30 protein-coding genes are annotated in these 25442 nt (G+C 65.6%); 22 read left to right on the top strand and 8 right to left on the bottom strand.

All coding sequences use genetic code 11. The features are described from left to right. Positions 1-14: 14 nt before the first annotated feature. The gene (locus WHZ77_RS02690; protein WP_375312267.1) at positions 15-1208 is read right to left on the bottom strand and encodes an alpha-D-ribose 1-methylphosphonate 5-triphosphate diphosphatase; all 1194 of its coding nucleotides are present in this window, start codon (positions 1206-1208) and stop codon (positions 15-17) included. After that, positions 1205-1864, bottom strand: a complete 660-nt coding sequence (locus WHZ77_RS02695; RefSeq protein ID WP_375312268.1) for a chloramphenicol acetyltransferase — start codon at positions 1862-1864, stop codon at positions 1205-1207. Before WHZ77_RS02695 ends, WHZ77_RS02690 begins: the two co-directional genes overlap by 4 nt. Positions 1865-2038: 174 nt before the next feature. On the opposite strand from WHZ77_RS02695, the gene phnC reads away from it, so the two are divergent. From phnC to phnE (WHZ77_RS02715), 4 genes are all read left to right on the top strand, one after another. Further along, positions 2039-2848: a phosphonate ABC transporter ATP-binding protein gene (gene phnC / locus WHZ77_RS02700; protein WP_375312269.1), complete on the top strand. Its 810-nt coding sequence runs from the start codon at positions 2039-2041 to the stop codon at positions 2846-2848. Between the two features lie 63 nt (positions 2849-2911). Beyond that, a complete protein-coding gene (phnD, locus tag WHZ77_RS02705) occupies positions 2912-3847 on the top strand; it encodes a phosphonate ABC transporter substrate-binding protein (RefSeq protein ID WP_375312270.1) in 936 nt (311 codons plus the stop codon). Between the two features lie 74 nt (positions 3848-3921). Continuing rightward, positions 3922-4806 (top strand): phosphonate ABC transporter, permease protein PhnE, encoded by an 885-nt coding sequence (gene phnE / locus WHZ77_RS02710; protein ID WP_375312271.1) that lies wholly within the window; start codon positions 3922-3924, stop codon positions 4804-4806. Further along, positions 4803-5651, top strand: coding sequence for a phosphonate ABC transporter, permease protein PhnE (gene phnE, locus WHZ77_RS02715; RefSeq protein ID WP_375312272.1), 849 nt, complete (start codon positions 4803-4805; stop codon positions 5649-5651). Before phnE (WHZ77_RS02710) ends, phnE (WHZ77_RS02715) begins: the two co-directional genes overlap by 4 nt. A 102-nt stretch (positions 5652-5753) precedes the next feature. Here phnE (WHZ77_RS02715) and phnF read toward each other — a convergent pair whose 3' ends face one another. Continuing rightward, entirely contained in the window at positions 5754-6482 is a 729-nt protein-coding gene (gene phnF / locus WHZ77_RS02720; protein WP_375312273.1) for a phosphonate metabolism transcriptional regulator PhnF, read from the bottom strand. 119 nt (positions 6483-6601) lie between these two features. On the opposite strand from phnF, the gene phnG reads away from it, so the two are divergent. The 9 genes from phnG to WHZ77_RS02765 are packed head-to-tail and all read left to right on the top strand — an operon-like array spanning position 6602 to position 13583. Next, on the top strand, positions 6602-7066 hold the full coding sequence (gene phnG / locus WHZ77_RS02725; RefSeq protein ID WP_375312274.1) for a phosphonate C-P lyase system protein PhnG: 465 nt from the start codon (positions 6602-6604) through the stop codon (positions 7064-7066). A gap of 4 nt (positions 7067-7070) precedes the next feature. Next, positions 7071-7679, top strand: coding sequence for a phosphonate C-P lyase system protein PhnH (gene phnH / locus WHZ77_RS02730; protein WP_375312275.1), 609 nt, complete (start codon positions 7071-7073; stop codon positions 7677-7679). Positions 7680-7681: 2 nt separating this feature from the next. Continuing rightward, positions 7682-8785: a carbon-phosphorus lyase complex subunit PhnI gene (locus WHZ77_RS02735; protein WP_375312276.1), complete on the top strand. Its 1104-nt coding sequence runs from the start codon at positions 7682-7684 to the stop codon at positions 8783-8785. Further along, on the top strand, positions 8782-9690 hold the full coding sequence (locus tag WHZ77_RS02740; RefSeq protein ID WP_375312277.1) for an alpha-D-ribose 1-methylphosphonate 5-phosphate C-P-lyase PhnJ: 909 nt from the start codon (positions 8782-8784) through the stop codon (positions 9688-9690). The genes WHZ77_RS02735 and WHZ77_RS02740 overlap by 4 nt, the downstream gene beginning before the upstream one ends. Then, positions 9683-10480, top strand: a complete 798-nt coding sequence (gene phnK, locus WHZ77_RS02745; protein ID WP_375312278.1) for a phosphonate C-P lyase system protein PhnK — start codon at positions 9683-9685, stop codon at positions 10478-10480. The genes WHZ77_RS02740 and phnK overlap by 8 nt, the downstream gene beginning before the upstream one ends. Positions 10481-10488: 8 nt before the next feature. Then, positions 10489-11187, top strand: a complete 699-nt coding sequence (phnL, locus tag WHZ77_RS02750; RefSeq protein WP_375312279.1) for a phosphonate C-P lyase system protein PhnL — start codon at positions 10489-10491, stop codon at positions 11185-11187. A gap of 11 nt (positions 11188-11198) precedes the next feature. Next, entirely contained in the window at positions 11199-12356 is a 1158-nt protein-coding gene (locus WHZ77_RS02755) for an alpha-D-ribose 1-methylphosphonate 5-triphosphate diphosphatase (RefSeq protein ID WP_375312280.1), read from the top strand. After that, positions 12353-12949 carry a phosphonate metabolism protein/1,5-bisphosphokinase (PRPP-forming) PhnN gene (gene phnN / locus WHZ77_RS02760; protein WP_375312281.1) on the top strand — a complete coding sequence of 199 codons (597 nt, stop codon included), beginning with the start codon at positions 12353-12355 and terminating at the stop codon, positions 12947-12949. Before WHZ77_RS02755 ends, phnN begins: the two co-directional genes overlap by 4 nt. 22 nt (positions 12950-12971) lie before the next feature. Further along, positions 12972-13583, top strand: coding sequence for a pyridoxamine 5'-phosphate oxidase family protein (locus tag WHZ77_RS02765; RefSeq protein WP_375312282.1), 612 nt, complete (start codon positions 12972-12974; stop codon positions 13581-13583). Between the two features lie 163 nt (positions 13584-13746). On the opposite strand, the gene WHZ77_RS02770 is transcribed toward WHZ77_RS02765, so the two are convergent. Further along, positions 13747-14478, bottom strand: a complete 732-nt coding sequence (locus WHZ77_RS02770) for an SDR family NAD(P)-dependent oxidoreductase (protein ID WP_375312283.1) — start codon at positions 14476-14478, stop codon at positions 13747-13749. A 391-nt stretch (positions 14479-14869) separates the two neighbouring features. On the opposite strand from WHZ77_RS02770, the gene WHZ77_RS02775 reads away from it, so the two are divergent. Then, on the top strand, positions 14870-15085 hold the full coding sequence (locus tag WHZ77_RS02775; RefSeq protein WP_375312284.1) for a hypothetical protein: 216 nt from the start codon (positions 14870-14872) through the stop codon (positions 15083-15085). 21 nt (positions 15086-15106) lie between these two features. Then, positions 15107-16060 carry an aliphatic sulfonate ABC transporter substrate-binding protein gene (locus WHZ77_RS02780; protein ID WP_375312285.1) on the top strand — a complete coding sequence of 318 codons (954 nt, stop codon included), beginning with the start codon at positions 15107-15109 and terminating at the stop codon, positions 16058-16060. A gap of 6 nt (positions 16061-16066) precedes the next feature. Here the strand turns inward: WHZ77_RS02780 and WHZ77_RS02785 are convergent, their stop codons facing one another. The 3 genes from WHZ77_RS02785 to WHZ77_RS02795 all read right to left on the bottom strand — a co-directional run bounded on the left by WHZ77_RS02785 (position 16067) and on the right by WHZ77_RS02795 (position 19057). After that, the gene (locus WHZ77_RS02785) at positions 16067-16849 is read right to left on the bottom strand and encodes an alpha/beta fold hydrolase (RefSeq protein ID WP_143843014.1); all 783 of its coding nucleotides are present in this window, start codon (positions 16847-16849) and stop codon (positions 16067-16069) included. 4 nt (positions 16850-16853) lie between these two features. After that, positions 16854-18149: an O-acetylhomoserine aminocarboxypropyltransferase gene (locus tag WHZ77_RS02790; protein WP_375312286.1), complete on the bottom strand. Its 1296-nt coding sequence runs from the start codon at positions 18147-18149 to the stop codon at positions 16854-16856. A 116-nt stretch (positions 18150-18265) separates the two neighbouring features. Next, positions 18266-19057 (bottom strand): IclR family transcriptional regulator, encoded by a 792-nt coding sequence (locus WHZ77_RS02795; protein ID WP_375312287.1) that lies wholly within the window; start codon positions 19055-19057, stop codon positions 18266-18268. A 130-nt stretch (positions 19058-19187) separates the two neighbouring features. Between WHZ77_RS02795 and WHZ77_RS02800 the strand changes: the two genes are divergently transcribed. The 7 genes from WHZ77_RS02800 to WHZ77_RS02830 all read left to right on the top strand — a co-directional run bounded on the left by WHZ77_RS02800 (position 19188) and on the right by WHZ77_RS02830 (position 24427). Continuing rightward, entirely contained in the window at positions 19188-20153 is a 966-nt protein-coding gene (locus tag WHZ77_RS02800; protein WP_375312288.1) for a Bug family tripartite tricarboxylate transporter substrate binding protein, read from the top strand. A 2-nt stretch (positions 20154-20155) separates the two neighbouring features. Beyond that, positions 20156-20773 carry a flavin reductase family protein gene (locus WHZ77_RS02805; protein WP_015688993.1) on the top strand — a complete coding sequence of 206 codons (618 nt, stop codon included), beginning with the start codon at positions 20156-20158 and terminating at the stop codon, positions 20771-20773. Between the two features lie 54 nt (positions 20774-20827). Further along, positions 20828-21688 (top strand): fumarylacetoacetate hydrolase family protein, encoded by an 861-nt coding sequence (locus WHZ77_RS02810; protein WP_375312289.1) that lies wholly within the window; start codon positions 20828-20830, stop codon positions 21686-21688. Positions 21689-21690: 2 nt separating this feature from the next. Then, positions 21691-22494, top strand: a complete 804-nt coding sequence (hpaH, locus tag WHZ77_RS02815; RefSeq protein ID WP_375312290.1) for a 2-oxo-hept-4-ene-1,7-dioate hydratase — start codon at positions 21691-21693, stop codon at positions 22492-22494. A gap of 26 nt (positions 22495-22520) precedes the next feature. Then, positions 22521-22913 carry a RidA family protein gene (locus WHZ77_RS02820; protein ID WP_375312291.1) on the top strand — a complete coding sequence of 131 codons (393 nt, stop codon included), beginning with the start codon at positions 22521-22523 and terminating at the stop codon, positions 22911-22913. Between the two features lie 12 nt (positions 22914-22925). Continuing rightward, positions 22926-23801: an amidohydrolase family protein gene (locus WHZ77_RS02825; protein ID WP_375312292.1), complete on the top strand. Its 876-nt coding sequence runs from the start codon at positions 22926-22928 to the stop codon at positions 23799-23801. An 80-nt stretch (positions 23802-23881) separates the two neighbouring features. Continuing rightward, entirely contained in the window at positions 23882-24427 is a 546-nt protein-coding gene (locus tag WHZ77_RS02830; protein ID WP_375312293.1) for a hypothetical protein, read from the top strand. Here WHZ77_RS02830 and WHZ77_RS02835 read toward each other — a convergent pair whose 3' ends face one another. Next, complete coding sequence (locus WHZ77_RS02835) at positions 24428-25435, bottom strand: LLM class flavin-dependent oxidoreductase (RefSeq protein WP_375312294.1); 1008 nt, start codon at positions 25433-25435, stop codon at positions 24428-24430. It lies immediately after the preceding gene. Positions 25436-25442: the final 7 nt, after the last annotated feature.

Here is a 25442-nt window from a genome sequence, read left to right on the forward strand (position 1 = left end):
TCAGCATAACCAATTTATGCCGCAACGACAGCCTCGCGCGGCGTCGCCACCGCGCTGAGCAGCCGCGTCGCATCGGTGAGATGCACAAGCTTGCCGCCTGCGATCACCGCGATCAGCCGCGGCCGCAGCGCTATGGTGTCGTCGACCAGCAGAATGTCGGCGCGGCGTCCTTCGGCGATGACGCCGCGATCGGCAAGGCCGGTCGCGCGCGCGGGCCCGGCGGAGACCAGATCCCAGGCCTTCGCCAGCGGCAGCACGCCATCGGCGGCCAGGCGGAATGCGGCGAGCAGCTGCGCGGGATAGTAATAGTCCGACGCCAGCACCGAGCAGAGCCCTTTGGCGATCATGTCGGACGCCTTGGTCCAGCCGGTATGGCTCCCGCCGCGCACGACGTTGGGCGCGCCGTAGACGATGGCGTCGCCGTGGCTGGCTGCCGCCCGCGCCGTCTCCTCGTTGATCGGAAACTCCGCGATGTCAGCGCCCAGTTGGCGAAATTCCCGACGCATCGCCGGCGTCGCATCGTCATGCGAGAGCATCCGCACCCCGGCGGCGCGGGCCACCGCGGCCAGCCGCGACACGGAAGCAGGCACGTCGGCTGCGCGCGAGACGATACGCGCGACCAGTCCGTCGAAATCCTCGCTCGTCAGCCCGGTCCGCTCCACCATGCGGTTGCGTTTGCGGGGCTTGGCCATGTCGGCGACGGTGCCGTCCATGTGGTCGTTGAAGGCGAACAGGTCGACGCGCCCTTCGGCGAGCCATTGGGTGATCTCGGCCTCGGCATCGAGATTGTAGGTCTCGTGCCGCAGGTGAAAGCGGGTGTCGGCGGCGAATTGCGGGCGCTGCCGCTCGATCGCCTCCATCAGCTCCCGCGCATTGTCGGCACTCCGCAGGCCCGGTTCCCACGAGCAGGTCGTGGCGTGAAACACCGTGGTGATGCCGTTGCTGATCGCCTGGCGGTCGCTGTCGGCGAGCGCGACGTCGATCGGGAAGTCGACGCCGGCACGCGGCATCATCTGCCGCTCGAAGGCGTCGCCGTGCAGGTCGACGATGCCGGGCAGGACCAGCAGATCGCGTGCGTCGATCGCCAGCCGCGCGCGGCCGCGAGAAGCATCGACCTGCGCAATATCCGTTCCGGACACGCCAAGCGAGGTTTCGACGAACCCGGCGCCGATCAGCGCCCGGCCGCCTTCAAGGAAGATGTCTGTCACGCGACCGCGCTTCGTTTGCTGGCAGGGGAGTGTGCCCGTGCTTCATATGTGGAGAGAAAATCTTCAATCCCGAGCTTGCGGAAATCGGGCAGGGCCTCACGCAATTTGTCGTGATCCCAATCCCACCAGGCCAGCTTGGCGAGCCGGCCGGCGACTTCTTCCGAGAACCGCCGCCGTACGATGCGCGCCGGATTGCCGGCGACGATGGTGTAGGCCGGCACGTCCTTGGTGACGATGGCCCCCGCCGCGATCACCGCGCCGGTGCCGATGTTGCGGCCCGGCAGCACGACCGCGCCGTGACCGATCCAGACGTCATGGCCGATATGGACGTGATGCTGGCGCCGCCAGTCGAAGAATTCCGCGTCGTCGCTCTCGCCCGGAAAGTAGGCGCTGGAGCGGTAGGTGAAATGGGCCTGCGTGGCGCGCTGCATCGGATGATTGCCAGGATTAACGCGCGTCATCGCCGCGATCGAGCAGAATTTGCCGATGGTGGTGTAGGTGATCTGCGCGTCGTTCACGACATAGGAGTAATCGCCCATCGTGACTTCGGTGAGGATCGTGCGCGCGCCGACCTCGGTATAGGCGCCGAGCTTGGTTTCTTGCAGCTTCGCGGACGCGTCAATGGTCGGTTGAACCGAAAGCACCTTGCCGGCCATGTTGCATCCGAGGGTTTGAGGGCGGGTGTTTCTCTTCGAGTGGGTTGATGACAATGTCATGACATAGCGATGACAGGGGACGAAGTGCGTAGCATCGCCGCATTGCAGCGCGCGTGTCACACAAGTGTCAAGCGCCGGCGTTAGCGGTGGGCCCCAGCTACTCTGGAGCCCTCTATGCTGGTGGTTGAAGGTCTGACCTGCCGCTTCGGCGCAAAAGCCGCGGTGGACGACGCTTCGTTCAAAATCTCCCCTGGCGGCTTCGTCGGTGTGATCGGGCGCTCCGGCGCCGGCAAGTCGACGCTGCTGCGAACCATCAATCGCCTCGCGACGCCGACACAGGGCCGCATCCTGTTCGACGGCCTCGACGTCACCGCGCTGCGCGGCAAGGAGCTGCGGCAGTGGCGGGCGCGTTCGGCCATGATCTTTCAGCAATTCAACCTGGTCGGGCGGCTTGACGTGCTGACCAATGTCCTGATGGGACGCCTTGCGACGATGCCGGCCTGGCGCTCGCTGACTCAGACATGGCCCGAGCAAGACAAGGCGCTGGCGATGTCCGCGCTCGAGCAGTTTGACATCGCCTCGCTTGCCGCCCAGCGCGCCGACCAGTTGTCCGGCGGCCAGCAGCAGCGCGTGGCCATCGCCCGCGCCCTGGTGCAGCAGCCCGACATCATTCTCGCCGACGAGCCGATCGCCTCGCTCGATCCGCGCAACACCAAGATCGTCATGGATGCGCTGCTGCGCATCAATAAGCATTTCGGCATCACCGTGCTCTGCAACCTGCATTCGCTCGACTTGGCCCGCAGCTATTGCGACCGCCTGATCGGCATGGCCCAGGGCCGCGTGGTGTTCGACGGCGCGCCGGCCGCGCTCACAAATCACGTCGCGCGCGAGCTCTACGATCTCGAAGCCGCCGATGTCATGGGTGGTGCGTCTGCGCCGCCGCCCGAGGCTGTCCCGGCGCTCGGAACGGCCGCGGCCGCCTGAGCCACGCTACCTGCCTAGTTGCCAATTCTTGCGTCAACCGACCCAACCGATGAAGAGGGTATCATGATCACTCGCAGACTCATTCTTGCCGGCGCCGCCGCGCTCGCCTTCACCGCTTCCGCCTCCGCAGCGGACTGGAAGGCCAAGTATCCCGAACTGACCTTCGCAGTCGTTCCGGCCGAGAACGCCTCCGGCGTCACCGAGCGCTGGGCGCCGTTCGTGAGCTATCTCTCCAAGGAACTGGGTGTGAAGGTCACGCTGCGCATCGCCAACGACTACGCCGCGGTCATCGAAGGCCAGCGCGCCGGCAACATCCACATCGCCAGCTACGGCTCGGCGTCGTTCGCCCGCGCCCGCCTGACCGGCGTCAAGACCGACGCCTTCGCCAACGACATCAACGCCGACGGCTCGACCGGCTATTACTCGGTGTTCTTCGTCAAGGCGAGCAGCCCCTACAAGAGCGTCGATCAGCTCAAGGGCAAGAACCTCGGCCTGGTCGACCCGAACTCGACCTCCGGCAACAACGTGCCTCGTTTCGAGCTCGACAAGATGGGTATCGCGGACGCCGACAGCTATTTCGGCAAGGTCGTCTTCACCGGCAGCCATGAGAACGCGATCCTCGCGCTGGCGCAGGGCACCGTCGATGTCGCCGCCAACCAGTGGACCAGCGACGACGATTCGACGCTGGCGCAAATGCTGACCAAGAACATGCTGAAGAATGCCGACGGCTCGGCGATGAAGAAGGACGATTTCCGCATCATCCACAAGTCGGCGCCGATCATCAATGGCCCCTATGCCTACAACTCCGAACTGCCGGAGGACGCGAAGGCGGCGATCGCCAAGGCGTTCTTCGACGCGCCGACCAAGGACAAGGCCGCGTTCGACCGCCTCTCCGACGGCCAGAAGAAGGGTTTCCATCCCGCTACCACCAAGGACTGGGATGGCACGATCGAGCTGATCAAGTTCGTCGATGCACTGCGTAAGAAGAAGGCGTCCTGAGTTTTCGGGACGAGCTACTTGAGCCGGGTCGATGGACCCGGCTCTTTCTCTTTTGACGGGTCCCCTCTAGACCAATGACCATCGCGGTTTCGATCCTGCCCGAGCAGCAGCTGGCTGCGCTGAACGCCGCCTATGGCCAGGCGGTCGCGCGCAGGCGATGGCGTCTCCTGTTCGGAGCTGCGGTGTTCGCCGCCGCGCTGCTTCTCGCCGCGATCGGCGCGGAAGTGAATCTGCGCACGCTCTTCACCTATTTCGGCAATTTCGTCAGCTATTTCGACCGCATCTTTACCCTTGATAGTGGTCAGCGTGTCTGGACCGATCTCGGCGAGTGGTTCTGGGGCTGGCGCAAATGGCTGAAGATGCTCGGCGAGACCCTGCTGATCAGCTATGTCGGTACGCTGACCGGCGCAGTCTTCGCGTTTGCACTGAACTTCTTCGCCGCGGAAAATACTTCTCCTGCACCCTGGCTGCGTTTCGTGGTGCGGCGCCTGCTCGAATTCGCGCGCACCGTGCCAGGCATCGTCTTCGCGCTGATCTTCGTGATTGCGTTTGGGCTCGGACCGATGGCCGGCGTGCTGGCGATCGCGATCCACTCCACCGGCGCGCTCGGGAAGCTGTTCTCGGAGATCGTCGAGAATGCCGACATGAAGCCTGTCGAAGGCATCCGTTCGACCGGCGCGAGTTGGCTCTCCTGCATGCGCTTTGCGATCGTGCCGCAAGTCACCGCGGGCTACGCCAGCTACGCGCTGCTGCGCTTCGAGATCAACGTCCGCGAGGCCTCGGTGATGGGCTTCGTCGGCGCCGGCGGCATCGGCCAGGAGCTCGTCGTCGCCATCCGCAAATTCTACTATTCGGACGTCAGCGCTATCCTGCTCACCATCATCGTCACGGTCTTCATCATCGACATCGCCACCGGCTGGCTGCGCAGCCGCCTGTTCGGCAAGGAGGCGCGGGCGTGACGAGACCGCAGCAGATCGACACCGCGCAGATTCGCGCGCGCTACCCCGATGTGTTCGATCGGCCGACCTCGGCGCGGCTCGCAATGCCGGCGATGATCGCCGCGGCGCTCGCGGTCTTTGTGTACGGGCTGGTCGATCTTGATTTCTCGCCGTCGCGGTTCTTCAACGGCCTCAGCCAGCTCGGCTGGATCAGCATGATGATGATCCCGCCGGATCCCGGTTCTTCGCTGCCGATCTACCTGAAGGCGCTCGGCGAGACGCTCTCGATCGCGCTACTCGGCACGACGCTGGCCGCGGTGTTTGCGCTCCCGGTCAGCCTGTTTGCTGCACGCAACATCGTGCCGTCAAAGATCCTGCGCTTCCCCATCAGGCGCTTCCTGGATTCGATCCGCGGCGTCGACACGCTGATCTGGGCGCTGGTGTGGATCAACGTGGTCGGGCTCGGCCCGTTCGCCGGCGTGCTCGCGATCGCCGTGTCGGATTTCGGCGCCTTCGGCAAGCTGTTCTCCGAGGCGATCGAGGGCGCCGACCAGAAACAGGTCGAAGGCATCCGTGCCTCCGGCGGCAGCCCGCTGCACGAGATCCGCTTCGGCCTGCTGCCGCAGGTGCTGCCTGTCATCGCCGGCCAGGTGCTCTATTTCATCGAGTCGAACACGCGCTCGGCCACCATCATCGGCATCGTCGGCGCCGGCGGCATCGGCCTCCAGCTCGCCGAGCAGATCCGCGTGCTGGAATGGCAGAAGGTCTCGTTCCTGATCCTGATGATCCTGGTCGCTGTCGCTGCGATCGATTTCATTTCGAGCAAGTTGCGGTTTGCGATTATTGGACCAAGGGCGGTGGCCTAGTCGTCACTGCCGTAGGGTGGGCAAAGCGAAGCGTGCCACCGCGTTCATCTGACGCTTAGAACAGATGGTGGGGACGGCGCGAAGAGCGCGCCTTTGCCCACCCTACTGTTCTACCAAAAACTCCACCCGCTCCGCAGCGAACCGCGAGTGCTTGGTCACCAGCGGCTTGCCGTCAAGATCGTGATCGGTCGCGTCGACCACCAGGATCGGCCGGCCCAGCGGCAGATCCAGCCGTGCAGCGTCGGTCGCATCCACGATGCCGGCCGTGATCCTCGTCGCGCCGCGGCGATAGTCGCGCACGCCATAGTGCTCGAGCAATTTCGTCATCGAACGCGTCGCGGCGAACACCTCGCCTGCGCCCGGAAACAATTCCGCTGACAGCCAAGTGGTCGAGACACAAATCGGCGTGCGGTCGGCTAGTCGGATCGCCTCGATGCGCATCAGCGGCGCGCCGGGCTTCAATCCCAGTTCCCGCGCCAGCTCGCGGGTGGCTACGTCGTCGGTCGCTTCGATCAATCGGCCATGCGGCTCGCGGCCGTCGGCACCGACGATCTCGGAAAAGCGTGTGCGCGAGCGCAAGGGATAAGCGAGGCGCTGCGCCTCGACATAGGTTCCGCTGCCGCGCTCGGCACGCACGATGCCGCGCTCGGCAAGGGCTGCCAGTGCGCGCCGCACGGTGTGGCGGTTCACCCGATAGGTTTCGGCGATCTCCATCTCGCCCGGCAGCTTGTCGCCGGCCGCAAAGCGGCCGTCGGCGATGCCGCGCTCGATGCCGTCGGCAACGAGGCGCCACAGCGCGACGCCCGAGGAGGCGGTGTCCTGCATGCTCATGTCGCCGGCAACCTACTCCAGAAATCACACCTTTGTCACGAAACAGTCATGGCGCTTGCGTATCAAGTTGTCTATTATCATAGACAACTTGGATTCGGCAAGTTTCGCAAGAGAGCTCGGTGGATTTGGTGACCCAGCACAATACCCAGCAAGCCCAGCGCCAGGCCGCAATGGCCGTGCTGGCGCATGCGGAGGCGGGCGAGATCGCCGCCCGCCTCCGCAACTTCGCGCTTCCACCCCATCAGGATCTGCGCGCGCCGGAAAACGGCCTCGTCATGCTGCGTGGCCGGGTCGGCGGCGACGGCGCGCCGTTCAATCTCGGCGAAGCCACGGTGTCGCGCGCCGCGGTGCGGCTTGCGAGCGGCGAGGTCGGCTTCGGCTACACACTTGGGCGCGATGGCGAGAAGGCGCGGCTGATCGCGTTGTGCGACGCACTGGTGCAATCGCGGGATTTCGGCGCATCGGTCGAGCGGGACATTATCGCGCCGTTGCGCGCGCAGCTTGCGATGCGTCGCAAGCAGGCGGCGGCGGAGACCGCAGCGACGAAGGTTGATTTCTACACCATGGTGCGCGGTGAGGGGTGAGGCCATGACGACGATTGCGGAATTGCCGCCGGGTTTCGCCGACAAGGTGCTGTCGGCGCAGTCGACCTTCCGTTCGGTCATGGACGCGATGGCGCAGCCGGGCTCGGTCCAGCGCATCGTGCCGATGGCGGGAGCGCCCGATACGATGATGCGCGGCACCGCCGCGATCGCGCTGACGCTGTTCGACCACGACACGCCGCTCTGGCTGGATGCGCGGATGTCGGAAAGCTCCGACGTGGTGAAGTGGCTGAAATTCCATACCGGCGCGCCGGTGGTGCAGGACTCCTCGATCGCGAGCTTCGCGCTGATCAGCGACGGCGGCTTGCTTCCGGCGCTCGAGCGCTTCGCGCTCGGCACCAGCGAGTACCCCGACCGTTCGACCACCGTGATCGTCCAGGTCGAGAGCCTGGATACGGGCCGCAGCTTCGAGCTGCGCGGCCCGGGCATCGACGGCGTCGCCACGCTCAAGGCGACGATCAAGCCCGCCGATCTGTTCGAGCGCCTGCATCTCAACGAGGCATTGTTTCCGCGCGGCATCGATCTGGTGCTGGTCGCCGATGATGCCGTGGTGGCGATCCCGCGGACAACGCGTGTCGTAGTTAAGGGAAGCTAAGCATGTATGTCGCAGTCAAGGGCGGCGAGCGCGCCATCGAGAATGCCCATCGCCTGCTCGCCAATGCGCGGCGTGGCGACCAGAGCGTCGCGGAAGTCTCCCTCGACCAGATCTCGGATCAGCTCGGCCTCGCCGTGGATCGCGTCATGAGCGAAGGCTCGCTCTATGATCGCGAGCTGGCGGCGCTCGCGATCAAGCAGGCACGCGGCGATCTGATCGAGGCGATCTTCCTGGTGCGCGCCTTCCGCGCCACGTTGCCGCGCTTCGGCGCCAGCGAGCCGGTCGACACCGGCGCGATGCGCGTGCAGCGGCGGGTGTCCTCGACCTTCAAGGACATTCCGGGCGGCCAGATTCTCGGGCCGACCTTCGACTACACGCATCGCCTGCTTGATCCTTCGCTTGGCCAGGGCTTTGTGCCCGAAGCGCCCGCGACGGCGGAAGCTTCGACCGCGCCGACGCCGCGCGTGACCGACATTCTGGGCCGCGACGGGCTGATCGAGTCCTCACCGCAAGCGGAGGAAGGCGCCAGCGTCGGCGATCTTACCCGCGAGCCGCTGAACTTCCCGGCTGATCGCGACCTGCGCCTGCAAAACCTCGCGCGCGGCGACGAAGGCTTTCTGCTGGCGATGGGCTACTCCACCCAGCGCGGCTATGGCCGCAACCATCCGTTCGCCGGCGAGATTCGCTTCGGCGAGGTCGAGGTCGAATTCGCGGCGGAGGACGTCGGCTTCGCCGTGCCGCTCGGCTCGATCGAGCTCACCGAGTGTCAGATGGTCAACCAGTTCAAGGGTTCCGCGACCGAGGCACCGTGCTTCACCCGCGGCTATGGCCTCGCCTTCGGCCAGAGCGAGCGCAAGACCATGTCGATGGCGCTGGTCGATCGCGCGCTGCGTGCCCGCGAGCTGGGTGAGGAGGCCCTCGCCCCGGCGCAAGATGAAGAATTCGTGATGTCGCATTCGGACAACGTCCAGGCGACCGGCTTCGTCGAGCATCTTAAGCTGCCGCATTATGTCGACTTCCAGTCCGAGCTCGGCCTGCTCCGCAAGCTGCGCAAGGAGTTCGCGGAAGCCAGTGCGCCCGACGTCATGAAGGAGGCCGCGGAATGAACGCGCCCGCCTACAATTTCGCCTATCTCGACGAGCAGACCAAGCGGATGATCCGCCGCGCGATCCTCAAGGCGATCGCGATCCCCGGCTATCAGGTGCCGTTCGCCAGCCGCGAGATGCCGATGCCCTATGGCTGGGGCACCGGCGGCGTACAGGTGACTGCGGCGATTCTTGGCCCCCAGGACGTGCTGAAGGTCATCGACCAGGGCTCCGACGACACCACCAACGCGATCTCGATCCGCAAATTCTTCGCCAAGACCGCGGGCGTTGCGACGACCACGGCGACGAATGAGGCGACCGTGATCCAGACCCGTCACCGTATCCCGGAGACGGCGCTGCAACAGAACCAGGTGCTGGTCTATCAGGTGCCGATCCCGGAGCCGCTGCGCTTCCTCGAGCCGCGCGAGACCGAGACGCGGCGCATGCACGCGCTCGCCGAATATGGCCTGATGCATGTGAAGCTCTACGAGGACATCGCCCGCTTCGGCCACATCGCGACCGCCTACGCCTATCCGGTGAAGGTGAATGCGCGTTACGTGATGGACCCGTCGCCGACGCCGAAATTCGACAATCCGAAGATGGACAATTGCCCGGCGCTGCAACTGTTCGGCGCCGGCCGGGAGAAGCGCATCTACGCGATCCCGCCCTATACACAGGTGGTGTCGCTCGATTTCGAGGATCACCCGTTCGAGCCCTATCGCTTCAACGCGCCCTGTGCGCTGTGCGCGGCCGAAAATTCCTATCTCGACGAGATCGTCACCGACGACAAGGGTGGGCGGATGTTCGTCTGTTCGGACACCGACTATTGCGAGGCACGCCAGGCCGCCGGCCATCACGGCAGCGAGAGCGCTGCGCCGTACAAGGAGAAGGCGCCAAGGGACTCACATGAGGGCTCACATGGCTGATCGCGATATGCTCGAGAACGATGATCCGTTGCTGATCGCCGAAGGCCTCAGCAAATCCTACGGCCGCATCGCCGCGTGCCGTGACGTGTCGTTCTCGCTCTATCCCGGCGAGGTGCTGGCGATCGTCGGCGAATCCGGTTCGGGCAAATCGACGCTGCTGCAACTGCTGTCGGGCCAGCTCGCGGCCAGCAGCGGCCATGTGTCCTACCGGATGCGCGACGGCGTCACCCGCGATCTCGCCACGCTCGGCGAGGCCGAGCGGCGCTTCCTGTTCCGTACCGATTGGGGGTTCGTGCATCAGGATCCCGCGCAGGGCCTGCGCATGGCGGTGTCGGCCGGCGCCAATGTCGGCGAGCGGCTGATGGCGGTGGGCTGGAATCACTACGGCCGCATCCGCGACACCGCGTCAGACTGGCTGACCCGCGTCGAGATCGACATCGCTCGCATCGACGATGCACCGCGGACCTATTCCGGCGGCATGCGCCAGCGTCTCCAGATCGCCCGCAACCTCGTCACCGAGCCGCGGCTGGTGTTCATGGACGAGCCGACCGGCGGCCTCGACGTGTCCGTGCAGGCGCGCCTGCTCGACCTCGTGCGCAGTCTCGTCTCCGAGCTGGGCCTCGCGGTCGTCATCGTCACGCACGATCTCGCCGTCGCGCGATTGCTTTCGCACCGCGTGATGGTGATGAAGGGCGGCCGTGTCATCGAGACCGGCCTCACCGACCAGGTGCTCGACGATCCGCGCGAGCCCTATACGCAGCTTCTCGTCTCCTCGATTCTGCCGCCATGAGCCCCCCGATGACCGCCATGATCGACGTCGCCAACGCCAACAAGACCTTTACGATGCACCTGCAGGGCGGCATCGAATTGCCCGTCGTGAGCGGCGTGACCTTCCAACTCGACGCGAGCGAATGCGTCGTGCTGTCCGGGCCGTCGGGCGCCGGCAAATCGTCGATCCTGAAAATGATCTTCGGCAATTACCGCTGCGACTCCGGCCGCATCGGCATCCGCCATCGCGGCGCCGTGATCGATCTCACCACTGCCGAGCCGCGGCAGATCCTCAACGTCCGCCGTGCGACCATCGGCTATGTCAGCCAGTTCCTGCGCGCGGTGCCGCGCGTTGCGACCATCGACGTCGTCGCCGAGCCCTTGATCGTGAACGGCATGGCCCGCGCCGAGGCGCAGGCGCGCGCCGGCCAGCTGCTGCATCGCCTCAACATCCCCGAGCGACTCTGGCAGCTTCCGCCCGCGACCTTCTCCGGCGGCGAGCAGCAGCGCGTCAACATCGCGCGCGGCTTCATCTCGGAGCTGCCGATCCTGCTGCTCGACGAGCCGACCGCCTCGCTCGATGCCGCCAACCGCGCCGTCGTGGTCGAGCTGGTGGCCGAGAAGAAGCGCCAGGGCGTCGCCATGGTCGCCATTGTCCATGACGACGAAATCCGCCATTTGATTGCCGACCGCATCGTTGACGTCACCAGCTTTGCCGCCGCGGCCTGAAGGACATGGAAATGAACGCCAAGCCGAAGGACACATTGATCGCCAACGCCAGGATCGTGCTGGCCGACCGGGTGATCGAGCAGGGCTGGCTCGCTCTTGCCGACGGACGCATTGCCGAGATCGGCGAGGGCAGGGCCCCGGCCGGCGCTGAGGACGCCGGCGGTGACCTCATCATGCCCGGCCTGATCGAGCTGCATACCGACCATCTCGAAGCGCATTACGTGCCGCGCCCGAAGGTGTTCTGGAATCCGGTCGCGGCCGTGATCTCCTATGACGGCCAGCTCGCCACCTCTGGCATCACCACCGTGTTCGATTCGCTCCGGGTCTGGCGCGAGGACGGCGCCGAGGAAGTCGATGGCCGCGCCGGCGTGCTTGCCGCCGCGATCACCACCGCGCGCGATGCCGACCTGCTGCGTGCCGACCACTTCCTGCATCTGCGCTGCGAAATTCCGATGCCGAGCGTGGTCGAGGAAGCCAAGGAGCTGATCGACCGTCCCGACGTGCGGCTGATGTCGCTGATGGACCACACGCCCGGCCAGCGCCAGTTCCGCGACGAGGTCAAGCTGCGCGACTATTACCGCGGCAAGGGCGGCGGCAAGACAGACGCCGAGCTCGACGAGCTGTTCGCAAAGCGCTTCGAATATCAGAAGAAATATGCCGCGACCAACATGCGCGAGATCGTGTCGCTGGCGCACAAGTACAACATTCCGCTCGCGAGCCACGACGACACCACCGAGGAGAACGTCGTGGACGCCGTGCGCGATCGCGTGTCGGTGGCCGAGTTTCCGACCACGCTGGAAGCCGCGCGCGGACTGCATCAGGCCGGCATCGACATCCTGATGGGGGCGCCGAACGTCGTGCGGGGCGGCTCGCATTCCGGCAATATCGCCGCGGTCGATCTTGCCCGTGAAGGCCTGCTCGACATCCTGTCGTCGGACTACATACCGTCGAGCCTGCTGATGGCCGCGCTGCAACTGCCCGAGCATGTGCCCGCGATCAGCCTTCCGGCAGCGGTTCGTACCGTGACCAAGGCCCCCGCCGAGGCGGTCGGCCTGTCCGATCGCGGCGAGGTCGCAACCGGCAAGCGTGCCGATCTGATCCGCGTGCACGTTGCCGGCAGCGTTCCGGTGGTTCGCAGCGTCTGGCGCGAAGGAAGCCGTGTCGCATGAGCGAGACCACGACCATGACGCAGGGCGAGGCGGGTATGATCGGCCCCGGCCGGCTCGTGCTCGTGGTCGGCCCGAGCGGGGCCGGCAAGGACACCTTGCTGCGGCTGGCGCAGGCGGCCTGCGTCGACGACCGCGACATCGTCTTCCCGCGCCGTGTCGTCACGCGCGAGTCCTCCGGGGACGAGGACAATATCGCGGTCAGTCCCGAAGAATTCCGCCGCTCGCAGGAGCGCGGCGATTTCGCCGTGCATTGGGACGCGCACGGGCATTCCTATGCGCTGCCGCTCGGCATCAATGACGATATCCGGGCCGGCCGAGCCGTCGTCGCCAATGTCTCGCGTACGGTGATCGGCGAACTGCGCAAGGCCTACGCCAACGTCATCGTCGTCGCGATCACCGCGCCGCCGGACGTGCTGGCACAGCGGCTCGCCGCCCGCGCCCGGCACAGCGACGGCAATATCGGGGACCGCCTCGCGCGCAGCGTCGGTGACGCATCGGCCAATGCCGATGTCACCATCCTCAATGCGGGCAGTGCGGACTATCACAGCCGCCAGCTCGTGCGGGCGATCAGGAATGAAGGCTGGCACGAATAGCCAGTACAACAAGGAGACTGGAATGTCGGTGATTGAAACGGTCGAACAGCTGGAGGCCATCTACGGTGCAGTTGGTGATGCCTCGACCGTGAAAGTCGCCGACCATGTCACGCCGCTCTACCGCATCTTCATCGAGAAGGCGCCGTTCGCGGCGCTCGCCACCATCGGGCCGGAGGGGATCGACTGCTCGCCGCGCGGCGATCTGCCCGGCTTCGTCCGCATTCATGATCCCAGGACACTGATGCTGCCGGACCGGCACGGCAACAACCGGGTCGATTCCCTACGCAACATCGTCCGCGATCCCAGGGTGTCGTTGATGTTCCTGATCCCCGGCTCCGGCAACGCGGTCCGCGCCAACGGCCGCGCCCATCTTTCGGTCGATCCGGAGCTGCTGGCCTCGTTCAGGGTCGAGGGCAAGGCGCCGCGCAGCGTCATGGTGATGAACGTGGAAGAAATCTACTTCCAGTGCGCCCGCGCCATCGTCCGCTCCGACCTCTGGAATCCCGACAAGCGCATCGATCCGAAGACGCTGCCGACGCCGGGCCAGATCCTCGCCGAGATGAGCGAGAACAAGGTCGGCGGCGCGGAATACGACCGCATCTGGCCGGAGCGCGCCGCCGCGACGATGTGGTGATGGTCCGCGCTCCCTCGTCTTCCTCGCCCCGCGCTTGCGGGGAGAGGGGCCTCTCTCGGCTCGTGAGACTGTCGTGGGACCTGTACCCCCTCACCCGGATCGCAAGAGCGATCAGACCTCTCCCCGCAAGCGGGGCGAGGTGAAGAGGAGCGCTGCCCGCCTCCTAATTAAACGCCATCCCGCCGCTCAGTGCGATCGTCTGCCCGGTCATGTAGGCATTGTCGACCAGCAGCATCACGGCTTTCGCCACCTCCTCCGCCGTACCGAAGCGGCCGAGCGGGATGCGGCTGACGAGTTGGGGCTGGCCGCTCATCATGTCGGTCTCGATCAGCGACGGCGCCACCGCGTTGACCGTGATGCTTTCCTTCACCAGCCGCGCCGCATAGCCGCGGGTGAGGCCCTCCATGCCGGCCTTGGATGCATTGTAGTGCGGGCCGATCGACCCGGCGCCGCGCGCGGCACCGGAGGAGATGTTGACGATGCGGCCCCACTTTTTGGCGCGCATCGACGGCAGCACCGCCTGCGTGCACAGGAAGACGGATTTCAGATTGACCAGAATCGTCCGGTCGAAATCGTCCTCGGTGAGATCGTCGACGCCGCGGGTGATGGCGATGCCGGCGTTGTTGATGAGAATGTCGATCGGCCCGAGTTCCGCCGCGATGCGTGCGACCATGCCGGTCACGGCCTCGCGCTGTGACACATCGGCGGCAATGGCCACCGCACGGCCACCGCGCTTGTTGATCTCGTCCGCCAGCTGCTCGGCCTGCCCGATCCGCTCATGGCAATTGATCGCCACGGCTGCGCCTGCTTCCGCCAGCGCGCGGCAGACGGCTGCGCCGATCCCACGCGAGCCTCCGGTGACGAGCGCCGTGCGCCCCTTCAGATCGTCCGCCATGCCTGAACCTCCCAATCCTCTGGCCTGCGCCCGCGGAGCGTACCATGCCGGCCGCGCGCCCGTGTTGAATTCATTGCGAGATGAATCTGCCTGTCGGTGCTTGCTGCGGGAGAAGCGCCCGAGCGCTCCGCTGCCAAATATGGATAGCCATTTCATTGACCAATCGCGCCAACCGCTCGATATTTGAAGCATCGAAACTGCTCCTCGAGCGTGAAGCCGCAACATGAGAACCGATCACCAGCGTAATCCCGGTGACATGCACGCATGCATGACCCGACGCTGTTTCTCGGCGGCCACCGGCGCCTGTTGTTGTTGCTGACCGCGTCCTGACAGCAATCCCACATCGCAGATCAGATACAGGAAGCGCCGATCTCCCGGCGAACGAGCAGCCATGCCCCAGTCCAACGCCTATATCATTGAAATTCACGATCGCGCCGCCGGCATCATCACGAGAGCTGAGCGCGGCTTCCGCTTCTTCTCCTCCGAGCGCCTGTTCGACAGTCTCGAAGGCCGTCAGTTCCGCTCTGCGCGCGAGGCCGAGCGCGCCGCCCGCGCCGTGTTCGCCGAGCGGAGCGGGCGCGCGAACTCTCAATTTTTTGCCAACTGATCTCACCGAAAGGGCAACATCATGATCACCCGACGACACATTCTTGCAACGACGCTTCTGCTCGCGACCGCCGTGGCCGCTCCCGCGCACGCTGAGGACAAGCCGGCGGAAATCCGCATCGGCACGCAAAAGGGCGGCTTCTTCCCCGCGGTACGCCAGCGTCAGACGCTCGAAAACGCGTTCAAGCCGCTCGGCATCGAGATCAAGTGGATCGACTTCCAGTTCGGTCCGCCGCTACTGGAGGCCATCAATGTCGGCAGCGTCGATTTCGGTTTCGTCGGCGACACGCCGCCGATCTTCGCGCAAGCCGGCGGCGCGAAGATCAAATACGTCGCGGCCGTGAAGTCTGAGGGCGACAACCAGGCGATCATCGTGCCCAAGGATTCCGCCATCAAGACGCTGGCCGATCTCAAGGGCAAGCGCGTCGCGTTCGGCAAGGGTTCGAGCGCGCACAATCTGCTGGTCGCCTCGCTGGAGAAGGCCGGGCTGTCCTGGTCCGACATCACGCCGGCGCCGCTCGCGCCGGCCGATGCAACGGCGGCCTTCGTGAAGGGATCGGTCGACGCCTGGTCGATCTGGGATCCGTATCTCGCGCTCGCCGAATTGAAGGAGCACGCCCGCGTTCTGGTCTTCGACAAGGACGTGCACAAGCCGAACGCCTATTACATCGCCAACACCGACTTCGTTGAGAAATATCCGTCGCTGGTGGCCAAGCTCAACACGACCTTCGCCTCCGAGGGCGTGTGGGCGGACGCTCATCATGAGGAGGTCGCCAAGGCGCAGGCCGAAGCGACCGGCGTCGACATCGAGGCGATCAGGCGCTTCGTCAACCGCTCGAGCTATCGCGTGGTGCCGCTCGACGCCGAGGTGATCAAGAGCCAGCAGGCCGTGGCCGACCGTTTTGCAAAGCTCGGCCTGATCCCGAAGCCGGTCAACGTCTCCGACATCGTCTGGAAGTGGACCCCGGGCTCCTGAGCGAACTCAGCCCCGCAGCGCCGCCAGTAATTCATCCGGGCGCTCGGCCATGATCATGTGGCCGGCGCCTGGCACGACGACGGTCTTCGCATGCGGGATCGCGGCCGCAAGCGCCTTGCCCGCCTTCGCCGGAGTCATCATGTCGCGTTCACCGAGGATGAGCGTGGTCGGCACCTTCACGCTCGCGGCAGCAGTCAGCGCATTCGCGTAGGCGTTGCAGGCGGACAGATCCTTGAACAGGACACCCGGCTCGCAATGCTTCAGCACCGCCTGTGCGCCGCCATGCATCCACAAGCCCGGTGCAAGGCTGCCGCCGAGCTCCGCATTGAAGCCGAGGCCCCAGATCGAGACCATGTCGTTCGCATCCTGCGAGTTAGCCTCGGCGGCCTTCAGCAGGTCGGGGCCGACCGTCATGGTCGCGGCCGTGCCGATCAGGCTCAGTGCGGAGACCTTGCCGGGATGGCGCGCGGCGGTCTCCAGCGAGATCAGCGATCCCATGGAGTGGCCGATCAGGTGTGCTTTCGCCACGCCGGCGGCATCGAGCAATGCCGCGGTCCAGTCGGCCATCTCCGCGATGGATGACAGCGAAGGCCCGGCCGAGCGGCCGTGGCCGGGCATATCGGGCGCCAGCACGCCAAAGCCGTGATGGGCGAACCAGCGCGTATGCAGCGCCCAGGTCGAACGGTCGAAGCCGGCGCCGTGGATGAAGACCACTGCGGGCAGGGACTTGTCGAATTCGCGGCCGCCGGTTGCGACAAACACCTCGGCGCCGTTGACGGAGAGCTTCATGGTCTCAAACCTTTTGCGAGATGCGCAGCGCCTGGGAGAGATCGTCGATGATGTCGGAGGCCGTCTCGATGCCGACCGACAGCCGCACCAGTTCCTCGCCGATGCCGGCCGCCTTGAGCTGCTCGGCGTCCATCTGCTGATGTGTGGTCGAGGCGGGGTGGATCACCAGCGTCTTGGCGTCGCCGACATTGGCAAGATGGCTGATCATGCGCAGCGATTCGATGAACTTGCGTCCCGCGGGCCGCCCACCCTTGATGCCGAAGGAGACGATCGAGCCGGCGCCGCGCGGCAGCAATTGCTTTGCCAGCTGATAGTCCGCGTGGTCCTCCAGCGAGGGATGCAGCACCCAGTCGACGGCCTTGTTCGACTTCAGGGCTTCCAGCACGAGGTGCGTATTTTGGATGTGGCGGTCCATGCGCACGCCCAGCGTCTCGACGCCCTGCAACAGCTGGAATGCGTTGGTCGGCGACAGGCAGGCGCCGAAATCGCGCAGGCCTTCGGTGCGCGCACGCATGATGAAGGCGGCGGTGCCGAACTGCTCGTCGAAGACGATGCCGTGATAGCCGCCATAGGGCTCGGTCAGCACGCCGAACTTTCCGGACGCACGCCAGTCGAAGCGGCCGCCGTCGATGAGGGCGCCGCCGATCGCGATGCCGTGGCCGCCGATCCATTTGGTCGCCGAGTGCATCACGATGTCGGCCCCCAGCTCGATCGGGCGGCTGAGATAGGGCGTGGCGAAGGTGTTGTCGATCAGCAGCGGAATCTTCGCGTCATGCGCGATCGCTGCGACCTTGGGGATGTCGAGCACCTCGAGCCCAGGATTGCCGATGGTCTCGCCGATCACCAGCTTCGTGTTCGGCTTGATCGCCGCGCGGAACGCGTCGTGGTCGCGCGGCTTCACGAAGGTGGTGGTGATGCCGAAGCGCGGCAGCGTGTGTGCCAGGAGGTTGATGGTGCCGCCATAGAGCGAGCTCGATGCCACGATGTGATCGCCGGCATTGAGCAACGTCGCGATGGCCAGATGCAGCGCGGCCATGCCGCTTGCGGTGCAGATCGCGCCGACGCCGCCCTCCAGCGCCGCGAGCCGCTCCTCCAGCACGCCGGTGGTCGGGTTCGAGATGCGCGTGTAGATGTGGCCGGCGCGCTCCAGGTTGAACAGCGCGGCGGCGTGGTCGGAATCCTGGAACACGTAGGACGTGGTCTGGTAGATCGGCACCGCGCGGGCGCCGGTCGCGGGATCCGGATGCTGGCCCGCATGCAGGCTCAGGGTCTCGAAGGCAGGCGGTTTCGGCGCGGGCATGCTTGGCCTCGTGGGTCGGTCGACGATGGCGGCCCTTGTGCCACAAAATGGTGTGCCAAGTCAGCCATTGACAGCGCCGGAGACGGTGCGCTCCCTCGCTCTGCCTTTCGGGGAAGCTAGCCGCGAATGGCCTGCTCGATGATCTGCGCCTCGCGCAGCAGGATCTCGGCGACCTCCTGCTCGCGCCTTGGCCCGAGCCTCGTCCGAACGGCGGAGACGGTCATCGCCGCGGCCGGCTGCCCATCCGGGCTCTTGATCCAGGTGGAGATCGACTTGGTGCCCTGCACGAGGCCGATTTCCCTCATATTGTATCCACGCTTCCGCGCCGTCGTGACCTGGCTCATCACCGACGCAGCGTCGGTCTGGTAGGCTTCGAATCTCTTCTCGTTGGCTGCGACGATTTTTCGCGCATCCGGCACCGGCATCGCGGCGAGGATGGCGACGCCGGCGCTGCTGACGCCGAGCGGCCGGCGCGCACCGACCTCGATCGACAGCACCTGGATCGGATAGATGCCGATCCTGCGATCGACGCACAGCGTGTCGTTGCCGGTCCGCATCGTCAGAAACAGCGTGTCGCCGATCTCGGTGGAGGCGCGCCGCAGCGACGGACTGGCTGCGACCAGCAGCCGCGACGGCCGCGCCCGCGCAAGCGCCAGCTCAGGCACCTGGTTGCCGATCGCGTAGCGGCCGGTTCTGTCGTGCCGTTCGACGATGCCTTCCTCGATCAGCACGTGGACGATGCGATGCACGGTCGGACGGGTGAGGCCGGTGGCGCGTACGACCTCGGCCAATGGCACACCATCTTCGCGGCCTGCGGCAAGAATGCGCAGCACCGCGAGCGCGCGTCGGATTGCCTGCGCGCCTTGTCGCGGTTCGATCGCGGATTTTGACAAAGCTCTCTTGTCCATAATATGGACGAGAACGCCACAATTCACTCGACAGGTAAAGCCCGCATCTGGAGATTGCGCTTCCGTTGGGATGCCCTGCACGACGTCGGGGCACTCGCATGGAAATTGGAAGCGCCGTCGGGAGGTTAACATGAGATTAATCTGGATTGCCATCGCTGCTGTCACTGCGATGCTGGCTGGGTCCGCTTCGGCCCAGCAATGGCCGGCGCGCAACGTCAAGCTGATCGTGCCTTATCCGGCCGGCGGCAATGTCGACAGTGCCGCGCGCATCGTCGCCGACAAGCTCCAGGAAAAACTCGGCCAGCCCTTCATCATCGAGAACAAGGCCGGTGCCGGCGGCATGATCGCGGGCGAAGCCTTCGCCAAGTCGGCGCCCGACGGCTACACGCTGTTCGTCGGCGCCAACGGCCCGGTGCTGTTCGCGACCGAGATCAACAAGCGTGAGGCCTATAGCTGGAAGAAGGACTTCATGCCGATCTCGACGATCTCGATGACGCCGCTGGTGCTCGAGGTCCATCCGTCGGTGCAGGCCAACACTTTCAAGGAATTCATCGAGCTCGCCAAGCGCGACCCTGGCAAGCTGACCATGGCCTCGCCCGGTCCCGGCACCACCAACCATCTGCTCAGCGAGCTGATGCAGTCGAGCCTCGATCTGCAATGGGTCACTGCGCACTACCGCGGCAACGCGCCTGCGATCAACGATCTGCTCGGCGGCCAGGTGCAGTTCGCGTTCGACCAGCTCACGGTCAGCCTCCAGCACATCAAGGCCGGCCTGTTCCGTGCGCTCGCGGTCACCAGCCCGCATCGCCTGAAGTCGCTGCCCGACGTGCCGACCTTCATCGAGCTCGGCTACAAGGATTTCGACGGCCAGACCTTTACCGGCCTGTTCGCGCCGGCCGGCACGCCGGCGCCCGTGATCGACAAGCTGAACGAGACGCTGACCGCCATCTTGAAAGACCCCGGCGTGGTCGACAAATTCGAAAAACTCGGCGGCGAAGCCGTCGCGATGACGCCGGACGAGTTCAGGGCCTATCTCGAGCGCGAGGACGCCAAATGGATTCCTGTCGTGCGCAAGGCCAACATCAAGGCTGACTGAGCATGCGGATCGACCCCACCGAGCTCGGCGCGGAGCGCATCTACCGGCTGATGACCGGCATCGTGGTGCCGCGCCCGATCGCCTGGGTGACGAGCCTGTCGCGCTCCGGCGTGCTCAACCTCGCGCCGTTCAGCGCCTTCACCTTCGTCTCGCAGAAGCCGCCGATGCTTGCCATCAGCGTCGGCCGCAAGGGCGCAAACTACAAGGACACCGCGCACAACATCCTCGATACCGAGGAATACGTGATCCACATCGCCGATACCCCGCTGATGTCCGCGGTGCACGACAGCTCCGTCGAGCATCCCCCTGAAGTCAGCGAGGTCGAGCATCTCGGGCTGGAGACGCTCGCGAGCGAGCGCATCAAGGTGCCGCGGTTGGCTGCGGCGCCCGTCGCGATGGAGTGCCGCTTCCGGCAATGCCTCGAATTCGGCGATGCCAAGAGCCGGCTGATCGTCGGCGAGGTCGTGATGTTCCATCTGCGCGACGGTCTCGTGAACGACGGCAAGGTCGAGACCAAGGCGCTCGACCCGATCGCGCGTATCGGCGGACCGCGCTACGCCAGCCTCGGCGAGATCGTGACGCTGAACACCGTCTTCCAGACGCCCAAATCGAAAGACTGAGCGAACGGCGCATCGCGCTGCCCTCGGTGCCTGAAGTCCATTGGAGAAACCGACATGCGACTCGTAAGCTATCTCTTGGACGGAGAGCCACGCTACGGCGCCGCCGTCGAAGGCGGTGTGGTTGATCTGACGAAGCGGATCGGCCGCGACTTCTCCGACGTGAAGGCGCTGATCGCGGCCAACGCGCTGGCCGATGCGCAGGAGGCGGCGGCCGGGCAGAAGCCCGACCACGCGCTGGACAAGCTCGTCCTGCTGCCGCCGGTGCTCACTCCCGAAAAGCTCTGGTGCATCGGCGTCAACTACGCCGAGCGCAACGCGGAATATAAGGACAGCTCCGACCTGCCCAAATATCCCAGCCTGTTCGTGCGCAGCATGTCCTCGATGACAGGCTCCGGCCAACCGCTCGAGAAGCCTGATGTGTCCGAGCAGCTCGACTACGAGGGCGAGCTCGTCATCGTGATCGGGCAGGGCGGTCGCCACATCCCGCGCGAGAAAGCCTGGTCGCACATCTTCGGCATGACCCTGTGCAACGAGGGCACGGTCCGCGACTGGCTGCGTCACGGCAAGTTCAACGTCACGCAAGGCAAGAATTTCGATCGCTCCGGCAGCATCGGCCCGTGGATCGTCACGGCGGACGAGCTCGATCCGCGCGGTCCCCACGACATCATCACGCGCGTCAACGGCGAGGTGCGCCAGCAGGACACGACCGAACGGCTGATGTTCCCGTTCGATTTCCTGATCTCCTATCTCTCCACCTTCGCCACCCTGAAGCCCGGCGACATGATCGTCACGGGCACCCCGACCGGGGCGGGCGCCCGCTTCGATCCGCCGCGCTGGCTCAGGGTTGGCGACGTCGTCGAGGTCGAGTCGAGCCGTATCGGTGTGCTGCGCAACACCGTCGCCGCGGAGCAGTGATCATGCTCGATACCACCACGATCGAACGTCTCGCCGCGCGGCTCGATGAGGCCGAGCGCACCAAGGCGCTGATCCCGATGTTCACCAAGGAATATCCCGATTTCAGCATCGAGGATGCCTATGCCGTTCAGCGCGCCTGGACCAAGCTCCAGCTCGGCCGCGGCCGCGTCATCAAGGGCCACAAGATCGGCCTGACCTCGAAGGCGATGCAGAACGCGGTCGGCATCTCCGAGCCCGATTACGGCGTGCTGTTCGCCGACATGTTCTATGCCGATGCCACGCCGATCCCGTTCGATCGTTTCCACGCGCCGCGCATCGAGGTCGAGCTCGCCTTCGTGCTGAAGACACCGCTGCGCGGGCCCGACTGCACCATCTTCGACGTGCTCAACGCCACCGACTATGTCACGCCGGCGCTGGAAATCCTGGAGACGCGCATGCACCGCGTCGATCCCGAAACGGGCAAGCTGCGCAAGGTGATGGATACGATCTCGGACAACGCCGCCAACGCCGCGCTGGTGCTCGGCGGCCGGCCGTTCCGCCCGATGGACGCGGATTTGCGCTGGATCGGCGCCCTGTTGTTCCGCAACGGCGAGGTCGAGGAGACCGGGCTTGCCGCCGGCGTGCTCAACCATCCCGCCAACGGCATCGCCTGGCTCGCCAACCGCCTCTCGCCGCACGACGAACATCTCGCGGCCGGCGAAGTGGTGCTGGCGGGATCGTTCACGCGTCCGGTCGATATCCGCCGCGGCGACACCTTCCATGCCGACTACGGCAGCTTCGGCTCGGTGTCGTGCCAGTTCGTCTGAACCAATAAACAAAGAGGGAGCGCACCATGACGGGTGGATCGCGGCGCAAGAGCATTCATATCGGCGGCTTCAAGCACGCCAATCCGATTCCGAACGCCTGCCGTATCGGCGGTCTCGTGATGTCCGGCGTCATCCTCGGCCGCGACGCGGCCGGTGTGATGCCGGAGAGTCTCGACGCCCAATGCGCCAACATGTTCGCGCATATGAAGGCGACGGTCGAGGCCGCCGGCGGCACCACGGACGACATCATCAAGATGACGGTGTGGTTGAAGGACCGCACGCAGCGCGGTCCGGTCAATGTCGAATGGCTCAAGATGTTTCCGGACGAGCATTCGCGCCCGGCGCGCCACGCGCTGCCGATGGACAACATGGACGGCGGCGCGCTGGTGCAGTGCGACTTCACCGCAATGATCGACTGAGGGAGCATCCGCATGCCGACCTATCTGCCGTTCGATCCGAATCCCCGCCGTCCGGTCAAGGCGCCGCCGCCGAAGACCGTCGACAGCCAGTTTCACGTGCTCGGTCCCATCGACAAATATCCGGAGCGTCCCGGTGCCGCCTACCGGATGCCGAGCGCGACCTGGGAAGCGGCGCTGCGCGTGCACAAGACGCTCGGCATCGAGCGCGGCATCATCGTGCAGACCACGACCTATGGCGCGGACCATTCCGTCGTGCTCGACGGCCTCGCCGCGATGGGCCCGAACTATCGCGGCTGCGCCAACGCGCTGGTGTTCGCGGAGGCGAACGATTCCTATCTCGCCAAGCTGCACGACGCCGGCGTGCGCGGCGCGCGCTTCAGCTTCCGCCAGGAGCTCGGTGCCGTGCTGTCGGATGCCGATTTCGCCCGCGCCATCGCACGCATCCGCGAGCTCGGCTGGTACGTCAAGATCCAGCCGGAGAAGGACGGCATCGTCTCCAGCGTCGCCAAATACGAGAATCTCGACGTGCCGGTACTGATCGACCACATGGCGCGGCCCGTGCCGTCGAACGGCAAGGACGATCCGAACCTGCGCAAGATGCTGGAGCTGCTCAAGAAGGGCAATTTCTGGGTGATGCTGTCGCTCGGCGAGAAGACCTCGCAGGCCGGCCCGCCCTATGACGACGTGATCCCGATCGCGCGCAGCTATATCGAGGCCGCACTCGACCGCTGCGTCTGGGCCAGCGACTGGCCGCATCCGGTCTCCGTCAAGCAGCCGCCCAACGACGCCGACCTGCTCGAACTGATGTTCCGCTTCGCGGCGGATCAAGCGGAGCTGGAGAAGATTCTTGTGCACAATCCGGCCAAGCTGTTCGGCTTTCCGGATTAGAACCAGCACGACGTCCTAGGCGATACGCTCAATCCTCGCTAGAAATTCGCAACGGATGCGTCAGGGGCGGAGCGGCAACCATGCAGGGATGGACCACGCGGCTGATTGTTGCACTGCTCCTTCTGCCGGTGCTGCCTCCGGGATCCGTGTCGGCTGCTCCGGCACCGCTGCGCGGCATCTCCGTCGATCTGTCGTGGACGGACAGCCGGACGGAGAAATTCCTGGATACCGGCGAGGAAAAGCCTGGCTACCAGACGTCCCAGGTCCTGCTCTACATCAGCGAGCAGGGCCGCTTCTTCAGCCGCTTCAACAGGGTCGCGAAGGGTAATAACAACCGCCTTGTCAACGCGGCCGTCTCCGGCGAGGGAAAGTCGGTGCTGAACTGGCGCCTTGAAGGTCGCAGCGTTGCCGCCGACCAGAAGTTTGCCGGTTCGGGCGCGCGGCGTATCGTCGTCTCGTTCAGTGACGATGCGTCCTCCTGCTCGCTTCGCGTCGTTCACGGCAAGGAAGGCAGCGCGCCCATCCGCTATCCCGGATTGACGTCGCATCGGCCGATCGAGCTTATCCGCATCGAGGTGACCAACACCACTTGCCAGGTCCGCCAGGGTAACGCGTTCGGCCAGTGATCACGCCGCCGGCTGCTTCGCCAGCCGGTCCCGCACCTCGGCGGCGATCTCGAACGAGCGCAGCCGCGCGGCGTGGTCGTAGATCTGCCCCGTGGTCATCAGCTCGTCCGCGCCGGTCTCGGCGATCAGCGCCTTCAATTTCTCTTCGACGACATCCGGCGAGCCAACCGCGGAGCAGGACAGCGACTGGCCGACGCCGGCTTTCTCGGCCGGCGACCACAGCGCGTCCATGTCGTCGACCGGCGGCGGCAGCTGGCCCGGCGTGCCGCGGCGCAGGTTGATGAACTGCTGCTGCAGCGAGGTGAACATGCGCTGCGCCTCGACGTCGCTGTCGGCGGCAAACACGTTGACGCCGACCATCGCATAGGGCTTGTCGAGCTGCGCCGACGGCGCGAAGCGCGACCGATACTCGCGCAGCGCCGGCATCATCATCTGCGGCGCGAAATGCGACGCGAACGCGAAGGGCAGGCCGAGCATGCCCGCAAGCTGCGCGCCAAACGTACTCGATCCTAGGATCCAGAGCGGCACCTTCGTTCCCATGCCGGGCACGGCGCGGATCGCCTGGTTCGGCTCCACATCGCCGAGCAGCGCCTGCAACTCCAGCACGTCATGCGGAAAATTCTCGGAAGCCGTTGCAAGATCGCGCCGCATCGCCCGTGCGGTGAACTGGTCGGTGCCCGGCGCCCGCCCGAGCCCGAGATCGATCCGCCCGGGATAGAGCGATTCCAGCGTACCGAACTGCTCGGCGATGACCAGCGGCGAATGGTTCGGCAGCATCACGCCGCCGGAGCCGACGCGGATCGTCTTGGTGCCGCCCGCGACATGTCCGATCACCACCGACGTCGCGGCGCTTGCGATCCCCGTCATGTTATGATGCTCGGCCAGCCAGAACCGCTTGTAACCCCAGGCCTCGGCATGCCGGGCGAGATCGAGCGAATTGGCAAACGCCTGCGCCGCATTGCTGCCCTGACGGATTGGAGCGAGGTCGAGCACGGAGAAGGGGATCATGCGAGGG

It is taken from the genome of Bradyrhizobium sp. A5 (assembly GCF_042076515.1).
GTDB lineage: Bacteria > Pseudomonadota > Alphaproteobacteria > Rhizobiales > Xanthobacteraceae > Bradyrhizobium > Bradyrhizobium cosmicum.

What these genes read in the sequence shown, in the direction of transcription:
- WHZ77_RS02695 (WP_375312268.1), bottom strand. Translation starts at nt 1,864, where the DNA reads ATGGCCGGCAAGGTGCTTTCGGTTCAACCGACCATTGACGCGTCCGCG.
- phnC (WP_375312269.1), top strand. Translation starts at nt 2,039, where the DNA reads ATGCTGGTGGTTGAAGGTCTGACCTGCCGCTTCGGCGCAAAAGCCGCG.
- phnD (WP_375312270.1), top strand. Translation starts at nt 2,912, where the DNA reads ATGATCACTCGCAGACTCATTCTTGCCGGCGCCGCCGCGCTCGCCTTC.
- phnE (WP_375312271.1), top strand. Translation starts at nt 3,922, where the DNA reads ATGACCATCGCGGTTTCGATCCTGCCCGAGCAGCAGCTGGCTGCGCTG.
- phnF (WP_375312273.1), bottom strand. Translation starts at nt 6,482, where the DNA reads ATGAGCATGCAGGACACCGCCTCCTCGGGCGTCGCGCTGTGGCGCCTC.
- phnH (WP_375312275.1), top strand. Translation starts at nt 7,071, where the DNA reads ATGACGACGATTGCGGAATTGCCGCCGGGTTTCGCCGACAAGGTGCTG.
- WHZ77_RS02735 (WP_375312276.1), top strand. Translation starts at nt 7,682, where the DNA reads ATGTATGTCGCAGTCAAGGGCGGCGAGCGCGCCATCGAGAATGCCCAT.
- WHZ77_RS02740 (WP_375312277.1), top strand. Translation starts at nt 8,782, where the DNA reads ATGAACGCGCCCGCCTACAATTTCGCCTATCTCGACGAGCAGACCAAG.
- phnK (WP_375312278.1), top strand. Translation starts at nt 9,683, where the DNA reads ATGGCTGATCGCGATATGCTCGAGAACGATGATCCGTTGCTGATCGCC.
- phnL (WP_375312279.1), top strand. Translation starts at nt 10,489, where the DNA reads ATGACCGCCATGATCGACGTCGCCAACGCCAACAAGACCTTTACGATG.
- WHZ77_RS02755 (WP_375312280.1), top strand. Translation starts at nt 11,199, where the DNA reads ATGAACGCCAAGCCGAAGGACACATTGATCGCCAACGCCAGGATCGTG.
- phnN (WP_375312281.1), top strand. Translation starts at nt 12,353, where the DNA reads ATGAGCGAGACCACGACCATGACGCAGGGCGAGGCGGGTATGATCGGC.
- WHZ77_RS02765 (WP_375312282.1), top strand. Translation starts at nt 12,972, where the DNA reads ATGTCGGTGATTGAAACGGTCGAACAGCTGGAGGCCATCTACGGTGCA.
- WHZ77_RS02770 (WP_375312283.1), bottom strand. Translation starts at nt 14,478, where the DNA reads ATGGCGGACGATCTGAAGGGGCGCACGGCGCTCGTCACCGGAGGCTCG.
- WHZ77_RS02775 (WP_375312284.1), top strand. Translation starts at nt 14,870, where the DNA reads ATGCCCCAGTCCAACGCCTATATCATTGAAATTCACGATCGCGCCGCC.
- WHZ77_RS02780 (WP_375312285.1), top strand. Translation starts at nt 15,107, where the DNA reads ATGATCACCCGACGACACATTCTTGCAACGACGCTTCTGCTCGCGACC.
- WHZ77_RS02785 (WP_143843014.1), bottom strand. Translation starts at nt 16,849, where the DNA reads ATGAAGCTCTCCGTCAACGGCGCCGAGGTGTTTGTCGCAACCGGCGGC.
- WHZ77_RS02790 (WP_375312286.1), bottom strand. Translation starts at nt 18,149, where the DNA reads ATGCCCGCGCCGAAACCGCCTGCCTTCGAGACCCTGAGCCTGCATGCG.
- WHZ77_RS02795 (WP_375312287.1), bottom strand. Translation starts at nt 19,057, where the DNA reads ATGGACAAGAGAGCTTTGTCAAAATCCGCGATCGAACCGCGACAAGGC.
- WHZ77_RS02800 (WP_375312288.1), top strand. Translation starts at nt 19,188, where the DNA reads ATGAGATTAATCTGGATTGCCATCGCTGCTGTCACTGCGATGCTGGCT.
- WHZ77_RS02805 (WP_015688993.1), top strand. Translation starts at nt 20,156, where the DNA reads ATGCGGATCGACCCCACCGAGCTCGGCGCGGAGCGCATCTACCGGCTG.
- WHZ77_RS02810 (WP_375312289.1), top strand. Translation starts at nt 20,828, where the DNA reads ATGCGACTCGTAAGCTATCTCTTGGACGGAGAGCCACGCTACGGCGCC.
- hpaH (WP_375312290.1), top strand. Translation starts at nt 21,691, where the DNA reads ATGCTCGATACCACCACGATCGAACGTCTCGCCGCGCGGCTCGATGAG.
- WHZ77_RS02820 (WP_375312291.1), top strand. Translation starts at nt 22,521, where the DNA reads ATGACGGGTGGATCGCGGCGCAAGAGCATTCATATCGGCGGCTTCAAG.
- WHZ77_RS02825 (WP_375312292.1), top strand. Translation starts at nt 22,926, where the DNA reads ATGCCGACCTATCTGCCGTTCGATCCGAATCCCCGCCGTCCGGTCAAG.
- WHZ77_RS02830 (WP_375312293.1), top strand. Translation starts at nt 23,882, where the DNA reads ATGCAGGGATGGACCACGCGGCTGATTGTTGCACTGCTCCTTCTGCCG.
- WHZ77_RS02835 (WP_375312294.1), bottom strand. Translation starts at nt 25,435, where the DNA reads ATGATCCCCTTCTCCGTGCTCGACCTCGCTCCAATCCGTCAGGGCAGC.